The 14974-nt window shown below is 65.7% G+C and carries 15 protein-coding genes and 2 tRNA genes; 8 read left to right on the top strand and 9 right to left on the bottom strand.

The window, feature by feature from the left end:
• Positions 1-93 precede the first annotated feature (93 nt).
• Entirely contained in the window at positions 94-2235 is a 2142-nt protein-coding gene (locus ACQR1B_RS09905; protein ID WP_434831115.1) for a CHASE2 domain-containing protein, read from the bottom strand.
• 18 nt (positions 2236-2253) lie between these two features.
• Positions 2254-2937, bottom strand: a complete 684-nt coding sequence (locus ACQR1B_RS09900; RefSeq protein WP_434831116.1) for a hypothetical protein — start codon at positions 2935-2937, stop codon at positions 2254-2256.
• 222 nt (positions 2938-3159) lie between these two features.
• Between ACQR1B_RS09900 and ACQR1B_RS09895 the strand changes: the two genes are divergently transcribed.
• On the top strand, positions 3160-4731 hold the full coding sequence (locus tag ACQR1B_RS09895) for a S10 family peptidase (protein WP_434831117.1): 1572 nt from the start codon (positions 3160-3162) through the stop codon (positions 4729-4731).
• Positions 4732-4751: 20 nt separating this feature from the next.
• Here the strand turns inward: ACQR1B_RS09895 and ACQR1B_RS09890 are convergent, their stop codons facing one another.
• On the bottom strand, positions 4752-6140 hold the full coding sequence (locus ACQR1B_RS09890) for a serine hydrolase domain-containing protein (protein ID WP_434831118.1): 1389 nt from the start codon (positions 6138-6140) through the stop codon (positions 4752-4754).
• A gap of 145 nt (positions 6141-6285) precedes the next feature.
• Entirely contained in the window at positions 6286-6831 is a 546-nt protein-coding gene (locus ACQR1B_RS09885; RefSeq protein WP_315737528.1) for a tetratricopeptide repeat protein, read from the bottom strand.
• A gap of 286 nt (positions 6832-7117) precedes the next feature.
• Here ACQR1B_RS09885 and ACQR1B_RS09880 point away from each other — a divergent pair, with 286 nt between their 5' ends.
• The 4 genes from ACQR1B_RS09880 (at position 7118) to ACQR1B_RS09865 (ending at position 9646) form a co-directional block, all read left to right on the top strand.
• Entirely contained in the window at positions 7118-7498 is a 381-nt protein-coding gene (locus tag ACQR1B_RS09880) for a hypothetical protein (RefSeq protein ID WP_434831119.1), read from the top strand.
• Between the two features lie 164 nt (positions 7499-7662).
• Positions 7663-8109: a hypothetical protein gene (locus ACQR1B_RS09875; protein ID WP_434831120.1), complete on the top strand. Its 447-nt coding sequence runs from the start codon at positions 7663-7665 to the stop codon at positions 8107-8109.
• 359 nt (positions 8110-8468) lie between these two features.
• A complete protein-coding gene (locus tag ACQR1B_RS09870) occupies positions 8469-9188 on the top strand; it encodes an outer membrane protein (protein ID WP_434831121.1) in 720 nt (239 codons plus the stop codon).
• Positions 9189-9406: 218 nt separating this feature from the next.
• Positions 9407-9646 (top strand): DUF6719 family protein, encoded by a 240-nt coding sequence (locus ACQR1B_RS09865; RefSeq protein ID WP_172107952.1) that lies wholly within the window; start codon positions 9407-9409, stop codon positions 9644-9646.
• A 198-nt stretch (positions 9647-9844) separates the two neighbouring features.
• On the opposite strand, the gene ACQR1B_RS09860 is transcribed toward ACQR1B_RS09865, so the two are convergent.
• The 4 genes from ACQR1B_RS09860 to ACQR1B_RS09845 all read right to left on the bottom strand — a co-directional run bounded on the left by ACQR1B_RS09860 (position 9845) and on the right by ACQR1B_RS09845 (position 12084).
• A complete protein-coding gene (locus ACQR1B_RS09860) occupies positions 9845-10093 on the bottom strand; it encodes a hypothetical protein (RefSeq protein ID WP_434831213.1) in 249 nt (82 codons plus the stop codon).
• Between the two features lie 333 nt (positions 10094-10426).
• Positions 10427-10936 (bottom strand): hypothetical protein, encoded by a 510-nt coding sequence (locus ACQR1B_RS09855; protein ID WP_434831122.1) that lies wholly within the window; start codon positions 10934-10936, stop codon positions 10427-10429.
• Between the two features lie 362 nt (positions 10937-11298).
• A tRNA-Thr gene (locus ACQR1B_RS09850) sits at positions 11299-11373 on the bottom strand.
• A 192-nt stretch (positions 11374-11565) separates the two neighbouring features.
• The gene (locus ACQR1B_RS09845; protein ID WP_434831123.1) at positions 11566-12084 is read right to left on the bottom strand and encodes a hypothetical protein; all 519 of its coding nucleotides are present in this window, start codon (positions 12082-12084) and stop codon (positions 11566-11568) included.
• A gap of 275 nt (positions 12085-12359) precedes the next feature.
• Here ACQR1B_RS09845 and ACQR1B_RS09840 point away from each other — a divergent pair, with 275 nt between their 5' ends.
• The gene (locus ACQR1B_RS09840; protein ID WP_434831124.1) at positions 12360-12821 is read left to right on the top strand and encodes a hypothetical protein; all 462 of its coding nucleotides are present in this window, start codon (positions 12360-12362) and stop codon (positions 12819-12821) included.
• Positions 12822-12874: 53 nt separating this feature from the next.
• The gene (locus ACQR1B_RS09835; protein WP_434831125.1) at positions 12875-13333 is read left to right on the top strand and encodes a hypothetical protein; all 459 of its coding nucleotides are present in this window, start codon (positions 12875-12877) and stop codon (positions 13331-13333) included.
• 57 nt (positions 13334-13390) lie between these two features.
• On the opposite strand, the gene rlmB is transcribed toward ACQR1B_RS09835, so the two are convergent.
• Entirely contained in the window at positions 13391-14230 is an 840-nt protein-coding gene (gene rlmB / locus ACQR1B_RS09830) for a 23S rRNA (guanosine(2251)-2'-O)-methyltransferase RlmB (RefSeq protein ID WP_434831126.1), read from the bottom strand.
• Between the two features lie 220 nt (positions 14231-14450).
• Between rlmB and ACQR1B_RS09825 the strand changes: the two genes are divergently transcribed.
• Positions 14451-14536 (top strand) — tRNA-Tyr (locus ACQR1B_RS09825).
• The last annotated feature ends 438 nt before the right edge of the window (positions 14537-14974 follow it).

Raw genomic sequence — 14974 nt, 5'->3', positions numbered from 1 at the left:
GGGATGAGGGCCGATGTCGCCCGGAAAGGGGCGGGCAGTCGTGCCCGGATGAGCGCGTCGACATCCGGGGTCTCCCGTGGCGTCATGGCCGTGTCATTTTTCCTGCAGGCTGCGGACCGGGTCCCAGGCGGCGGGGTCGTGCATCGCCGCGGTGGCGCGCGCGGCGAACATTGCGCTCGGGGCGTCGTGGGCGCCTTGCGCAAACCGATCTGCTGCGGCCTGCAACGCGCCGGCGCGCCAATGCGCGAGGCCCGAGGCATAATCCGTGAGCAGGGCCTGTTCCTCAGCCGTCAGCTCGGCGGCGCGGCCGTGCAGTTCGAAGATCGCGAGCGACTGCTCACGGCCCTTGACCCGGATGGTGTCGAGCTCGCGCCAGGCGAACGCGCTGCCGGCGAGCGCGACCGTGCTGGCGGAGGCGATGATGGTGGTACCGTAGAACTTGTTGGCGCCTTCGAGCCGCGAGGCTACGTTCACCGCATCGCTCATGACCGAGTAGTTGAAGCGGCGCTGCGAGCCGAAATTGCCGACCAGCGCGGCGCCGCTGTTGATGCCGATGCGCTGCGCCACCTTGATGCCCTGGAACGCCGTCGAGGACAGGTTGAGCTCGGCGAGCCTGGCCTTGCAGTCGAGCGCCGCGTGCGCGGCGCTCTTGGCATGGTCGGGATCATCGAGCGGGGCGCCGAACACGGCAACCACGGAGTCGCCGATATATTTGTCGACATAGCCGTCATGGCTCTCGATCACATCCGTCATCGCCGACAGATATTCGTTGGTCAGCGCCATCAGTTGCTCCGGCGACATCTGCTCGGCGATGCGCGAGAAGCCCTCGATGTCCGAGAAGAACACGGTGACGTCGCGGGTCTCGCCGCCGAGCTGCGGCAGCCGGCGCGACGCCAGCATGCGGTCGATCTCGCGTGGTGCGAGATAGTAGGCAAAACTCTTCTGCAGCAGCCTGCGGTCCTTGTCGGTCACCATGAAGCGATAACCGGTGGTGGCCGCGAGCGCGAGCACGCCGGCCGCCAGAGGCTCCGCCAATGGCAGCGCGTGGGCATGGTCGAAGAGGGCGGTCGCGACCGCAGTGTAGAGAACGGCCAGCGCCGCGAGGATCGCGGCGGCGAAGGTCGGCCGCAGCAGCCGCGCGAGCAGGGCGGCAGCGAGCGCAATGCCGGCGGCAATGGCAAAGATCGCGGGCCGGCTCATTTCGGTCGCGGCGTCCTGCCTCACCAGATTGTTCACCGCCGTTGCATGGATGTAGACGCCGGCGATGGTGCTGCGTGCGAAGGACTCGGTCACCCTGCGCTGCTCCAGTGCGCAGCGCGGGCGCCGCGCGCCCTCGGCGCGGGTCGCGAAGCGCTTCGACGTCAGCCGGCGATCCTCGATGCCGACGGTGCCGATCAGCACGACCTTGCCGGCGAACTCGCGGCGGAAATAATCCCTGTCGCCCTTCAGCGCGCAGGCGCGCAAATCGGCGAAGGAGTAGGTCGGGATGTCCTGGGCGCCGCCGGCGAAGTTCAGGGTCATGGTGCCGGGTACGCTGCCGGGGACGCGGTAGTCGCCGAGCGTCACGCCATCGGCTGCGATGACGGGAGATTTGTCCATCGCCCGCGCCGCCAATTCGAGCGCCATGCTCGGGATTGTCTTGCCTTCCGCGCTCAAGGTCAGCGGGTGGCGGCGCACGACGTCGTCGCTGTCGGTATAGGTGTTGAGCGGCCTCAGGTTCTGCTGCTGGCGCACGGCGATGCGCTGTCCGGGGGCGGGCAGGATCGGCGGTTCGCCGAAGATCTCACCCAGCACCACCTTGCCGCCGGCCGCGGCCGCGGCGAGCGCGCGCAGGAAATCGCGATCGAAGCCGCGCGTCTTCTCGCCGAGCGTCGAGTCACCCAGCGGAATCTCGGACTGCTCGATCGAGGTCTGGAACACCATGTCGAAGCCGACGGCCTTGGCGCCGCCGTCGAGCACGGATGTCAGCACGCGCCCGATCTCGCCGGTCCAGGTGAGCAGCGGCGCGCCCTTGAAGGGCGGCGCCTGGTAGCTCTCCTCGTCGATCGCGATCACCACGGCCGGACTGGTCGCGGCATCGTGGCGATTGCCGAACATTTCGAACCGCAGCCATGTCAGTGCGTCCAGCGACAGCCCGCGGCCGCGCTCGAAGGCCGGAGACACGAACAGGCCGGCGCACGAGAGCGCAATGGCGATGATGGCAAGCGCATCGCGCGTCCAGCGTCCGATCGCCACCGAGATCCGCTTTCAGTGTCAGTTGAGCCGGATCAATCGCCCGACCGCAGGGCCGGGGCCCGCCTTGGCCTGTGCGTCGACCTTGAAGACGATCCGCGCGTTGCTGAAGCTCGCGGCATAGATGCCGCCGGGCGTCAGCGGGTGGCTGGTGCCGGCGAAATCGTAGAACCGGCCTTTGTACTGCCGGCCGGAGAGCTCGACCTGCTGTCGTTCGCCGGGCTGGTCGAGCCGCTCGACGATCAGCGTGCCGCGGCCCTTGGCCTCGAAGATCGGCGAGGCGCCATAGATGACCGCCTGCGCGATGGGCGTCGTGTCGGGTCCGACGCTGCGCACGATCGTTGCCGCCACTTCGCTGGTCTCGCGCGTCGTCGCCTGCGCGTGGCTGGCGTCGCAATTGACGATGTCGCTCTTGAGCGTGGCGCCCTCGACTGTGCTCTCGCCGGGCCCCACCGTGACGCTGCCCGAGCCGCTGACCGTCTCGCGCCGGCACGATTTGAGATAGCTCATCACCACGGCGCCATCGGGCCCCAGCTTGAGCACCTGCCCAGGCGCGACATAGTCCATCAGTTCGGCGCCCGACACCTCGCCCTGGACGTCCTCGACCAGCGCGGCGGGAGGTCCCGCCCAAGCTGCCGGCGGCTCAAAAAGAGCAGCTGCGGCAAGCCCGGTCAGGGCTGCGACGATGAACGTCGGGTATTTCATGATGAACTCCGTGATCGCAACCGGCGGTGCGCCTTTTGTCCCTTGGTTGGGACGTCGGACGGGATCGAGAGGTTCGAGCCCATACCACAACTGCGGGGAACAGGCACTTGCCCTGATGTGACATGGATCACGGAAGAGTTGGTTGAGGTTGGCCCGCAGCCGCCGTTCATGCGCTGCAGACCGCGATGATCTATGCTGGCGTAGACCCAGGGAGTGGAATTGATGGCAGGTTGGAAGTCGTCCGTGTTGCGACCGGGTCTCACGGCCCTGGCTCTGGTGATCCTGGTCGCCGGTCAAGCCACACGCGCGCAGGATGCCCCTCCGGCCGGCCAGGAGCATGCGGCATCCAGCGGAGCCCGCACCGGTTCGGCCGGCAATCGGTCGGCCACTCCGCCCGGCTCGCCGGCGGCGGCCGAGCAGCACAAGCTGCCGGCTGATTCCACCACCACGCAGACGCTCGAACTGCCCGGCCGGACGCTGTCGTTCACGGCGACCGCAGGGGCGATCCGGCTGTTCGACGACAAGAGCGAGCCGCAGGCCGACATCGCCTATACTTCCTATCAACTTGACGGCAAGGACCGCGGCAGCCGTCCGGTCACCTTCTTCTTCAACGGCGGGCCGGGCGCGTCCTCGGCCTATCTGCAACTCGGCAATGCCGGTCCGTGGCGCATCTCGATCGATGCGGGGAGCGTGACGCCGTCGTCGAAGCCGGACCTGCTGCCCAATGCCGACACCTGGCTCGACTTCACCGATCTCGTCTTCATCGACCCCGTGGGCACCGGCTACAGCCGCTTCGTCGCGACCGGCGACGAGGTCCGCAAGCGGTTCTTCTCGGTCGATGGCGACGTGCGCTCGCTGTCGCTGGTGGTGCGGCGCTGGCTGGAGAAGCACGACCGGCTCGCTTCGCCCAAATTCGTCGCGGCCGAAAGCTACGGTGGCATTCGCGGTCCGAAGATCGTCAACAACCTCCAGCAGGACCAGGGCATCGGCGTCAGCGGCCTGATCCTGGTGTCGCCGCTGATGGATTTCCGCGAGTATTCGGGATCCAGCCTGATGCAATATGTCGCCAGCCTGCCGAGCTTCGCCGCCGTGGCGAAGCAGATGAAGGGGCCGGTGACACGCGCTGATCTTGCCGAGGTGGAGCGCTATGCCAGCGGCGATTTCCTCCTCGACCTGGTGAGAGGCGTGGCCGATACCGAAGCGACGAACCGGCTGGCCGACAAGGTCGCGAGCCTCACGGGCATCGATCAGGCGGTCAGCCGCCGGCTGGCCGGCCGCTTCGACGTCTCGGAGTTTCGCCGCGAGTTCGACCGCAGGAACGGCCGCATCACCGGCCGCTACGACGGCTCGGTGCTGGGCATCGATCCGTATCCGGATTCGAGCTATTCGCGCAGTTCCGATCCCTCGGGCGATGTGCTCACCGCGCCGCTGACCAGTGCGGCGGTCGAACTGACGACCCGCAAGCTGAACTGGCGCCCCGAGGGCTCCTATGAGCTCCTGAGCGGCGGCGTCAACCGGTCGTGGGATTTTGGTCGCGGCGTCAGCCCGCCGGAGTCGGCCAGTGACCTCAGGCAGATCCTCGCGCTCGACCCCAAGCTCAAGCTCCTGGTCGGGCACGGCCTGTTCGATCTCGCCACACCTTACTACGGCTCGAAGATCCTGCTCGACCAGTTGCCGGCCTTCGCGCGGGCCCCGCGGGTCAAGCTCGTGGTCTATCCCGGCGGGCACATGTTCTATTCCCGCGACGACGCGCGGAACGCGTTCCGCGGCGAGGTCGAGGCGCTGATGAAATAGGAGGGCGAAGCCGTTGCCGGCTACGCCTCCTTCTTGCGGCGGCCCTTCGGATATTTCCGCTCCATCTCCGCCCTGAGGACGCGCTCGGGCCGAATGCGGGCGCCGCCGAGCCAGATCTCGCTGACGCCGGTTTTGGTGCGCACGCGCCTGACGGCCTCGCCATGGCTCGCATAGCCCGCGGCCTGCACGATACGGCCGCTGTCGCGGCCGGTCGGCTCGATGCGTGCGGCATCGATGAACGGGTTGATGAAGGTCGGATTGGCGACCATGACCTGTTCGCCGAAGGGGACGAGGTCGACGGCACCCCACAGCGTCCACCAGCGGCCGGTCCAGTCGCGCGTCTTGCGCGACGGTGCGCCGTTCTGAGCGAAGGCCTGCAGGATGAATTTGACACCGTTGGCCCAGCCGGGCGCCCAGCCGTCGACGGCGTTGGTGAGCACGGTGATCGTGAGCTCGCGCGCAGGGATCACCGAGGTGCGCGAGATGTAGCCCTGGAAGCCGCCGCCATGGCCGAACCAGTCGAAACCCGCGGTGGTGCCGCTCATCAGCGCGAGCCCGTAATAGGCCTCCTCGATGTCCTGTGGCACCCGCCATTGTCTCCGGATCATCTCGCGGCGGCTCGCGACCGATAGCAGGCTCTTCTTCGCGTTCGGCGCGAGCTGGGCGAAGAAGCGGGCGGTGTCCGCGGCGGTCGCGACGATTCCGGCGGCGGCCATGATGGCGTGGGTCGGATTGTCGCCGGGAATCACGACGCGGCGGCCGACCGGCACAATGCGCGAATGGCCACGTGCGAACGGGACTGCTTTGCCGAGCAGCGTCATGTCCGGTGCGCTCTCCCGCAAGTCCAGCGGCGTCATGATCTCGCGTTGCAGCCAGACCGCGTAGGGCTCGCCGGTGATCGCCTCGATGACGAGGCCGAGCAGGCCGTAGCCATGGTTGGAATATTTGAAGCGGCTGTTCGGCTCGATCACAGGCGCGAGCTTGAGTTCGGCGAGCAGTTCGTCCTTGCCGAGATAGGTGCGGCTGTCGGTGAACTGGCCGGAATCTTTGCCGTCGCGGATCAGGCCGGCGGTGTGGGACAGCAGTTGGCCGAGGGTGGCCGTGGCGACGTCCGGATGCAGACCCTCGACGTAGTCACCGACGGGATCGTCGAGCTTCAATCGCTTCTGCTCGCGCAGGCGCATGATGCCGGCGGCGGTGAACGCCTTGGTATGCGAGGCGATGCGGAAGCGATGCCGCGGCGTCAGCTTCTCGCCGCTGTCGAGGTTGGCGAGGCCATAGGCCGCCTCCAGCACGATCTGGCCGCGATGGGCGATCGCCAGAATGCAGCCGGGCTGTCCGGAAACCTCGACCTGAAACGCCAGCCAATCCTTGATGTAACCGAGCGCAGCGCCAAGCCAGGGCTCCACGAGGCAATCTCCCCTCAAATCGCACGATAAAAACGAACCGCTGCCGACGCTCATCCTTAGCCGACAAACCGCAGCCGACAAACGAAAATGGCGCAACCCTCTCGGGTTGCGCCACTGTCGAGATCGGATCAGGTCCGATCGCGTCTCAGTAGACGAGGCCGGTGCCCGGCTGCTTTTCGAGCGCGTCGGCCAGCGAGCGATATTCGGCGCTGTTGGTGCCGGCGAGCTGCGCGACCTTGTCGAGGTGGTACTTAGCCTGCTCGCGGTTGCCCTGTTCGAGCTGCCACAGGCCGTAATACTGCCAGGTGCGCACGTGGTTCGGATCGTCTGCCAGGGCCTGCTCGTAGTACTGCTTCGAGGCCTGGTAGTTGCCGAGCTTGCGGTAGGAGTAGCCGATCAGGTTGGCGACGTCGGCGACGTCCTCACGGTTCAGCGCCTTCAACTGCTGGATCGCCGTGGCATAGTCGCCACGATCGTAGATCGAGGTGTAGGCCGTGCGATAGGCCGCGAGGAACTTCGGATCTTCGATGCTCGAGCTCTTGTCCTTCTTCTTCTTGCCTGAATCCGACGCTGGCGGCGACGAGGGGGTATCGCTGCCCGCGGCATAGGCCTTCGACAGAAGCAGCGGCCCGGAGGCCACGGCCATCGAGAACAGCGCCAGCGTGGCGATCCTGATCGCAGACTTTTTCATTCGTATCTCCCGAGTTGTCGATCCAACAGGTGACTGCGGAGAAGAACTTCCGCAGCTGCGAAATATTCCCGGCCATTTGCGCGGATTTTGCGCCGCGATCGGTGCATTATACGGACGACATGGTGACAGGCCAGTCACTTCGATGACTATCCCTTCATGTCCATGAACTGAAAACCGCGTTTTACTTCAGGGGCGGTTCAGTGCCGGTTCCCTATGGTCCTCCGCATGATCTCGAGCCCATCCGGAAGGGATGGTGCCTCCAGATCTTTACATCACGGAGACGACCATGCTGAAGACAATGTCCGTTGCGCTGCTCGCCGCGTCGATCCTGGCTGCGCCCGCGTTCGCCGCTGGTCCTGCAAAAACCGATGCTTCCGCGACGTCGACCCAGACCACGGGCACGGCCAAGACGAGTGCGACCAAGCCGGACGCGACCAAGACCGACGCTGCAAAGCCCGGCGGGACGCAGGCCGGCGAGAAGACCAACGAGATGAAGCCCGTGGTCGGCAAGTCGAAGACCAAGCCGCATGCGTCGCTCCTGCGCCACAAGCGTCGCCATACCGCGCATCTTCGCCATCACGACAAGGTGAAGGTCCGACATGCGTCCGTGACCAGCCACAAGAAGGTGAGCTTCAAGCGGATCACGCCGGCGACGCGCCGCGGCTGATCGCCGAGCAGGCCCGAACCGATCAACGATTCGTGTCACCGCCGGCACGCCTCGCGCGTGGCCGGCGGCTCCTTCTTGACAGCAGCGCCAGTCAGGACGGATTTCCTGGATGTCGGCTTTGGGTTAGAAGCTGATGACGGAAAGGTCTTTCAACGTTGGGCGCGGTGGGGATGGGGAGAACGACTTGGTGGCCGGCGGCAGCGCTGGCGCTGTTGCTGGCAGGCTGCGCGAGCGGAGGTTCTTCGGCGTTCGTCAGCGAGGACAATCGCGGCATCTCCTACACGGGAGACCGAGGCGTCGCCAATCAGCCTTTCCCGTCGAATTATCGCGCCGAGTTGCTGGCTTATCTGCGGACCTACCTGAACAATCCGGTGGATGTACATGACGGTGTCATGGCCGAGCCGGTGCAGCGGACGGTCGGCGGCCGCCTGCGCTATGTCAGCTGCCTGCGCTATGCAGCGCGGGACTCCGACGGCAGCTACCCGCCGCCCAAGGAGCGGGCCGCAGTCTTCGTCGACGGCCGCTTCGATCGCCTGATCGAGGACGCCGCCGAACTCTGCGCGGGGGCAAGCTACGCGGCGTTTCCCGAACTGGCCAAGTTGCAGCGGTAGCGCTTGACGCCACCGACGGGCAGCCTGTCGAGGAGCTTCTCCGGTCTCGCCAGCGATGGTTCAAGGGCGATGCCATCCCGCCGCCAATGCAGAGCTGTCACGGCGTCGCAGCGGGGTTGCGGAGCGCGACGGTGATCACAAATTAACGATGGGTCAAAACGCTTTGCCGCCTCGGCGCGACCAAATGTCGGGCGCGGCATCTGGCTTCACGAAATGTTCGGGAAGTCTATGGAACAAAAGGCCTTTGTTGCTCCTTGGTGACACGGGCCGGGCAATCACAGCTGCGTCACCGCCATCGGGCAACCCAATTGCGGCCACGATGTTCAATAGATGTCGCAAACGAATAACGGGGACGTCCCATGAAACGCGTTTTCTTCAGTGCACTGGCTTTGGCGACCTTGGCGTCGGCCGCTCCGGCGTTCGCCGCAGACATGCCCGCGCGCACCTATACGAAGGCGCCGCCCATGACGCCGCCGCAGGCGATCTACGACTGGACCGGCTTCTACATCGGTGGCCACCTCGGCGGCGCTTTCGCCGGCGACAACAGCCTCGACGGCAACAATGGTCGTTTCCTCGGCGGTGTGCAGGGCGGCTTCGACTACCAGTTCGCGCCGAGCTGGGTGCTGGGCATCGAGGCCCAGTACAGCTGGATGGACCGCAACACGACCAATTTCGGCTTCCCGGGCACCACCGTCCTGGCGTCGACCGGTGCCAACCAGCTCGGCTCGGTCACCGGCCGGCTGGGCTACACCTGGGGACCGGCTCTGCTCTATGCCAAGGGCGGCTATGCCTGGCGTGACGGCAACGGACTCGGGGTGAGCGTCGGCGGCGTGCCGGCCGGCTTCACCACGTCGGGCAACAGCAAGGACGGCTACACTGTCGGCGCCGGTCTGGAATACATGTTCGCGCCGAACTGGTCGGCCAAGGCCGAGTACCAATACTATAATTTCGGCAATACGACTTTCACGGGCGGACCGGCTCCGGTCGTGGGCAGCCGCTTCAACAATGACGACCACACCGTCAAGGTCGGCGTGAACTATCGCTTCGGCTGGGGCGGCCCGGTCGCCGGCAAGTACTGATCGCCACCGAAGGGGCTGGCCGGCCCGCCGGTGGTCGCCACCCTTACGACAAGCTTGTCACACGCCCGCGCCTTGGTGCGGGCGTTTTGCTGCGTTCTGGATGTGGCCGGCGGCGGTTTCAGGACCGCTCACGCAGCGCAAAAAAAATTCTCAAACCTTCGTGAAACTTTCGTCGCCAGTTGCTATTATGAGTTCGCCGGTTTGATGGATCATCCCACATGCGTATCTTGTTATCCGTGCTGTTGTTGTCGGCGGCTGTTTTGCCGTGCTCCGCCCAAACCGTCCTGAAATCCGAACCGTTAATGCTCGCTCCCTACGAGGTGGCGCTGGTGCAAACTGCGTCCTGCCCATCGGGGAAGGTGCTGAAGGTGACCGGTGCGATCCGCGGCGTCAGCCGCAAGCGTGCCTGTGTCGCGCTTCCGTCCGAAACCGCCTCGCTGGCGACGGCAACGCCGTAACGTCGGATTTCACGACGACGCTCCCAGCCGGCAGCTTCGGCTGCCTGCTGATCGCGGTCCCGTCTCTCCCAGGTCTTTGGCAACCAGATGGCCAGCATGCGCGGGGCCGTCAGCCGGCGTCGCCGTGCTCGCCCCGCGGCGTCGATTGAATTCGGACTGACGGCGTGATGCGGCCGAGCGAGGATTGGCCCGGTCGGGTCAGGACGCGAACGGGATGTTGAACTCCTGCTCGGCTTCCACACGATTCTGCCAGGGATCTTCCTCCGGCTCGGCCGCGCACGGCCTGATCTCGTAGTCGTTGTCGAGTTGCGGATGACCTGCCGCGCGCGGTGCGTCGATGAGCACGTCCACGACCAGCCCGCTCTGCCGCGCCAGCCGCCAGACGTCCGCTTCGGTCGGATAGGCCTTGCTCAACTTGGCTTCGTTGCAAAACAGGGCGTAGGGCATTCCAAGCGGCTCCAGACAAGCGACGGATGAACCGACGATGAACAGGGGTTGCAGCAAGACACGGGCGTGTTCACGGCCGGAAAGCGGCCTTTTCGGTTCGCGCGAGTCGTAAACGAGTCCTAAATTTTTGGAAAAAGAATCCGTGGGACTCCGGTGCCAGAATCGCCGGATGGTTAAGCCATGGGAACGGATCTCCACATTTTCTGCGGGCGGATCCAGCTGACGCTCGCCTTTGGATTGTTGCTGGCTTTGGTCGCCAATGTGGCGACGCTGTGTGCCTGGCTGTGAGCCGGCATGGCGGTTGCGGTCTGCCATCAGGGAGCTCAGGACCGTTCAGTCCTCAGGCAGGGCCGATCCCTCGGCAGAGGCTTTCAGGCGGGCCAATGTCGCACTGAAATATTCCTGGCGCTCTCGGCTGAAGCGCTCCTGATGGGCACGGAAGCGGGCCACGCGGGCGCGGATTTCCGCCTGCATGTCGCGCTGCAGGTCGAGCTGCGAGGCAATGCTGGTGAAGCGCTCGGGCAGCACCGAATCCGGGCGGCCAGCGGGCGTCTCCGGAGCGGATGATTCTTGCGTCCTCACTGCGGTTGATTGAGACGAGGAGGCTCGAGCGCGTTCCACGACCGGTTCGACGCTGTCGACTTCGGCCGTGTCCAGGGCAGCGGGCTCAGCCGCGGCCGGTGCGCCGCGCGTGGTTGCCGCCTGCTGGGCTGTCACGGCGGCGGTTCCAGCCGGAATGGCGGGAAGCTCAAACTGGGAGAAGTCGGCCGGCTTGCCGGTGACCGACTGTACGAAGGCCATGGTCTGCGCAATCAGCGCATCACGCTCTTCCTTCCACGTCATGACGGTCGTCCCCCAAGGGCCGCAATTGCAACAAATGCAAGCTACGAAATCAAGTAGAAAGACCAGTGACTTCTGGGGATAAGTGAGAGTCCTGGTTGAGATGTGGCAACATTGTTGCCACAGTCTGAACCCGTTTCGTCCGCTCCCGCGGAAGTCGATACCGTCAATGTAGGTCCGCCGAGTTGGTTCCTGTGCTGGCCGCAAGACGCGGACACGCTCGTCAATGGCCCAAGCGATCCAGAATGGCCCCGCGTCCAGCGCCCGGGAACGCTGAAGGCGGCGGCGGCTGCCATCGGACGAGGGCAAATGGAGGGAGCCAATTGAGCGGAGGTGATGCGCGGCCGGATCGCAACGCCAGTCGCTGGTGCCGGCTGAGGGGATTGAACCCCCGACCTTCGGTTTACAAAACCGCTGCTCTACCGCTGAGCTAAGCCGGCGAATGCACCCCGGAAACGCATTCCCGGGTGCGGTGGAGATCTCGTCCTCGAGGTTGCGGCGAGTGGCTCCGAAGCGCGGTGTTCCTATCAGAGTTGACCGATCGAGGCTACAGCCGTCGCTGCTCGCCTCGACTTCGAATCGCAAAAAGGGCGGCCGTGAGGCCGCCCCTGTCGACGTTATTGATGCCGGCCTTACTGGCAGATGTGCATCAGGCCGTCGCTGCCCTTGAACATGGTGCCGGGGCGACAAACCAGGCCGTTGCGCGTGGCGTAGCTGTTCCAGTCGCCATAATAGCCGTTCTGACCGCGGTCATAGCTCGGCTGGCCGTAGCGATACGGGCCGGGATCGTAGGCATAGGCGTCGGCGGTGCGGAACGGCGCGGTCGCGATGGCGCCAGCGGTGCCAATCGCGGCACCGGCGATGCCGGCAGCCGTGCCAACCGCTCCGGCGGCCACGTCGGCCGGCCAGAAGCCGCTGTTGCGGCGATCCCAGCCGTTGTTGTTCCAACCGGCATTGTTCCAGCCGGTATTCCATCCGGCGTCGGTGCGCTGCTGCTGCATCATGGCGCCGTCCTGGCGGGCCATGGACCGGTGCTGCATCGTGCCGTCGTGTCGATCGGTCATGTGCCGGTGGTGCATGTCGCGCGCCATGGCCGGGCCGGCGAGCGCGGTGGCGAGTACGGCAGCCCCGAGAATTGCGAATCGTGTCATGGAATACTCCGTCGTTGCGCCCCTCCTGCTAAGCGCAAGCCGGCCGCGTCGTTCCCGACGCGCCGAGAATGTTTTGGAACGACACGAGGCGCTCGTGTTTTGGGAGGGCCGCGCCCCGGCAGATCAGCCATTAACCCTCACGCATGAACCCGTCCGGCGCTTTAACCCGGAAGAATGCCTCCTGCGTTAGTCTTACCGGCAAATTGGTGCGCGCGTTTAACCCATCGTCGCGCGCGTTGCGGTATTGGTAGGTTGGCAACCGGGGCGTGAGTTTCATGCGTTTTGCAACGGCTCTTTTGATTCTGATCGGCGCGGCATCTGCCGCGGCCGCCAGTGAAGGCTTCGAGATCGTCATCCCGCAGCGGCCCGGCGTTCCCGTGGTCATCAACGGCATCGATGCATCCTACGCCGTCGTCGAAGGCCAGTCCGGTCTCGGCAGGGGCAATTACATGCAGCCGACGATCTATGGCGGCCGGCCGGTCGATCCCGAGCCGAATGTCGGCCATTACTATCCGACGCTCGGGGCGAGGCCCGGCTACGGCCGGATGGAGATCGAGCCGCCGGCCAATCGCAAGCTGCCGAAGCCGGCCGAGAGCTTTTCCCGCTCGTGGGGCGCCCAGTCCCAGATGCAGCCGGCCGAGCCGGCGGTTCCGATGGAGCCGCCTGCCGTCATCCTCGCGCCGCGGGACGGCGGCGCGGCAGGCTATGACAATTCATCGCCAGCCTATCGTCGCTAGCAGTCATCGATCGACGAAGAGATCAAACAAGAACGAATGATCAGGAGAGAGTAATGCGTGGAGTGATTTCAGGGCTCGTCGCCATCGCCGGTCTCGCCATTGCGGGCAGCGCACCCGCCATGGCCTGCGGCGCGTCCCCTTGTGCGCCGTGCGGCTATGCGAGCCCGTGTGCGCCGACCGTGACCTATCAGCCGGCCTATACCTATCAGCCCGGCTACACCTATGGTCACGCCGGCTGCGGCAGCTGCGGCGCCCAATACGAGCGGCTGCCCGAGCCGACGCGGCAGTACTACTATGTCAACCAGGGCCCGACCTATACCGGTCCGGGCGCGTTCGCGCCGTATCCGGTCTATGAGGAGCGCGCGATTCCGGTCTATCGCTATCACCACCGCCGCCACGCCTATGAGGTGACGCGGGTTGCGCCTCCGATGGCCTACGGCCATGCCCAAGCCTATCGCTGGGGCGCCTCGCCCTATTATCATGGCCGGCGCGTGCTGCGCCGCTATTACTGATCGGCAGGATCGAGTCCGAAGCGAACGCTCGTGCGCGTGCTGCGCGCGGGCGTTTCGTCATTTGGCCATCAGCCCGAGCCGGCTGGCGCCGATATAGAGTGCGAGCACCGCGGCGTTGGAGACGTTGAGGCTCTTGATGGCGCCGGGCATGTCGAGCCGCGCCACCACGCTGCAGGTCTCCCGCGTCAACTGCCGCAGGCCCTTGCCCTCGGCCCCCAGCACCAGCGCCAGCGGCTCGCGCAAGGTGACCGCGGCGATGTCCGTCGCACCGGCGCTGTCGAGCCCCACGGTCTGGAAGCCGCGCTCGTCGAGCCGGGTCAGCGCGCGCGCGAGGTTCTGCACCGTGATCACTGGCACCAGCTCCAGCGCGCCGGAGGCGGCCTTGGCGAGCACGCCGGTCGCCTCCGGGCTGTGGCGCGCCGTGGTCACGATGGCCTTGACGTCGAAGGCCGCGGCCGAGCGCAGGATGGCGCCGACATTATGCGGGTCGGTGATCTGGTCGAGCACCAGGATCATGCCCGCAGTAGCCAGCGTGTCGATGTCGGGCGAGGGCAGGGGATCCGCTTCGGCGAGCAGGCCCTGATGCACGGCATCGGGACCGAGTCGCTGGTCGATCTGGCCCGGACGCACGATTTCGGGGGTGACCCGGGTTTCGATCCGTTCGTCAGCCAGCCGGCGCGCGGCGTTCTCGGTCAGATAGAGCTTGCGAATGGTCCGAGTCGGGTTGGCCAGCGCCAGGGTCACCGTATGCCAGCCATAGAGGATGACCGGGCCGTCCGAGCCTGACTCGCGCTCGCGCCATGGCTGTCGCTCGAATCCGCGCGGCTTGCCGGAGAATTTGCCGGGAGATTTGCCGCCTTGGCGGCGAAAAGGGGGCTTTCGGTCGCGTTCGCTCATGGCACGAGCTTCTGTCACGGTCAGCGGATTCTGGCAATTTGGCACCGCCGGCTTGGGAAAATTCGTCGTCCCTTGGTTGACTTTGAGGGCCCGGTTCGATCATAAGGGCCCCGGCCGCGCGCGCCCCTCATCCGGGACCCCCGCGGCCTTACCGTCTCCATGGCGCTGATGGTCGTTCAACCGCTGTTTCTCGCGGCCGGCCGTCAACTGCCGTCGATACGGGGGAGTGTCCCGAGTGGCAAAGGGAGCTGACTGTAAATCAGCCGCCTCATGGCTTCGCAGGTTCGAGTCCTGCCTCCCCCACCATCCTTTGCCTGCACGACACGAATATCTCCTTCCCGCATCTCGAGCGTTCGCCTGACCCTTGGCGTGCGGACGCTCGGCAACCGCACCCCCTCCGAACGTGTCCTTCTGAATTCTGCACTCTAATTCGCAGCCTTCGGCCCGCGCGACTGAGCTCGGCCGGAGATTTACCGGCGGGCGCGCCGGCACGCAGGAGGATGGCCCGAGGAAGCTGATGGCGATGGCGCGTGGCCTTATCGGGAGCGTCGTCATTCGCACGGCCGTGCCTGCCGCCGTCGCCACGATCGGTGCGAAGCCTGGGCCGATCGAGCTCACATCCGGTCCGCGTCTTGCCCAGTGGCCGCTTTGCCGATCGGGATGACCGGGAATGGTTTTCGCGGTTTGGTCGCGTTGGGCTGAATGTCGGAGACGCGCATGGAATACTGAAGATAAACCCGAAAA

It is taken from the genome of Bradyrhizobium oligotrophicum, from assembly GCF_051168495.1.
In the GTDB taxonomy this organism is placed as follows: domain Bacteria; phylum Pseudomonadota; class Alphaproteobacteria; order Rhizobiales; family Xanthobacteraceae; genus Bradyrhizobium; species Bradyrhizobium oligotrophicum_A.
The sequence above is the reverse complement of the archived record's forward strand: the minus strand, read 5'-3'. Positions and strand labels throughout refer to the sequence as shown.